The organism is Saccharomonospora iraqiensis subsp. paurometabolica YIM 90007 (assembly GCF_000231035.2).
GTDB classification, from domain to species: Bacteria; Actinomycetota; Actinomycetes; order Mycobacteriales; family Pseudonocardiaceae; genus Saccharomonospora; species Saccharomonospora paurometabolica.
The window spans coordinates 223456-225014 of record NZ_KI912250.1; the positions used below are offsets into that span (position 1 = coordinate 223456).

At 74.7% G+C, this 1559-nt stretch carries 2 protein-coding genes; one reads left to right on the plus strand and one right to left on the minus strand.

Going from position 1 to position 1559, the window contains the following annotated elements:
- Nucleotides 1-474, plus strand: a 474-nt coding sequence (locus SACPADRAFT_RS28365) for a TIGR04282 family arsenosugar biosynthesis glycosyltransferase (RefSeq protein WP_157577206.1), incomplete at its 5' end; no start/stop codon positions are given.
- A gap of 42 nt (nt 475-516) precedes the next feature.
- On the opposite strand, the gene SACPADRAFT_RS0217160 is transcribed toward SACPADRAFT_RS28365, so the two are convergent.
- Nucleotides 517-1557 (minus strand): S1C family serine protease, encoded by a 1041-nt coding sequence (locus SACPADRAFT_RS0217160; RefSeq protein WP_007027560.1) that lies wholly within the window; start codon nt 1555-1557, stop codon nt 517-519.
- Nucleotides 1558-1559 lie beyond the last annotated feature (2 nt).

Here is a 1559-nt window from a genome sequence, read left to right on the forward strand (position 1 = left end):
GGGGAGAGCTTCGCGCAGCGCCTCGTGCACGCGCACCGGGACACCGCCGCGCTGCGGCCGGGACTGCCCGTGGTGCAGATCGGCATGGACACCCCGCAGGTGACCCCCGCACTGCTGGGCGGCGTGGCGGCCACCCTGGCGCACGCGGAGGCGGTGGTCGGGCCCGCCACCGACGGGGGATGGTGGGTGCTCGGACTGCGGCATCCGGAGCGGGCGAACGCGCTCGCGCACGTGCCGATGTCCCGCCCGGACACGGCGGTACTGACCCGGCGTGCGGTGTGCGCGGGCGGAGCCGATCCCGCCGGGGCTCCCGTGCTGTCCGACGTGGACACGATGGCGGACGCGGCGACGGTGGCCGACACCGCCCCCGACACCCGGTTCGCGGCGGCGCTGAACAGGATCCGTACCGCGGAGTCCGGAACCGCCGCCCCGGCGCCGGACGGCGCGGCCGCGGCACCACGGCGGAGGCCGTAGCGGCGGGCTGCGCCGTCCGGACGACACCTTCAGGGCCGGGGCTCAGTTCACCGTGACCCGTTGGCCGCCGAGGGTCGCCTGTACCGTGCTGTCGTCCGCGAGGGTGAACGTCACCTGCTCGCCCGGGGCCCGGGTGCGGACCGCGGCCACGAGGGTGTTCGACTCGTCGATCCGGCGCTCGCCCATCCGCACGACCACGTCACCGGCTTCGAGCCCGGCCCGCGCGGCGGGCGAGTCCGGCTGCACCTCCCGGATCACCGCTCCCCCCTGCGGAGCGGTGCCCACCACGGCACCGATGAACGTCTGGGTGGCGTACCCGTTCTCGATGATCTCGTCGGCGGTGCGCCGGGCCTGGTCGATCGGGATCGAGAAGCCGATCCCGACGTTGCCGCCCTGGCCTCCTCCGGGGCCGCCCGCGGTCTGCGGGCTGTAGATCGCCGAGTTGATCCCGACGACCTGGCCCTGCATGTTGAGCAGCGGGCCACCCGAATTGCCCGGGTTGATCGCGGCGTCGGTCTGGATGGCGTCCATCACCGTGGCCTGGCCGTCCTGCCCGTTCGCGGTGACCGGCCGGTGCAGCGAGCTGACGATTCCCGAGGTCACCGTGCCCGCCAGGTCGAACGGGGACCCGATCGCCACGACCCGCTGGCCCACGGCGAGGTTGTCGGACCGGCCGAGCTCCACCGTCGGCAACCCGTCGACACCCTGCGCCCGCACCACCGCGACGTCGGTCGTGGGGTCCCGCCCGACGACCTCCGCCTGGGCACGTCGGCCGTCCTGGAACACGACCACGATCCGGCCGCCGTTGGCCGCGGCCTCGACGACGTGGTTGTTGGTCATGATGTAGCCGTCCCCGCTGAGGACGAAGCCGGAGCCTTCCCCGACCGTGTTGCCCCCCTGGACCTGCAGCTGGACCACGCTGGGCATCACCTGCTCGGCGACGGCCTGGACGCTGCCCTCGGGTGCGTCGTTCGTCTGCTCGGCCGGCCTGGGCTGGTCGAGCGCGTTGACGCCCCCGGACCCGGAGGAGCCGCCGGAGCCCGCGAGGTAGCCGCCCGCGGCGCCCGCACCACCGCCGACCAGCA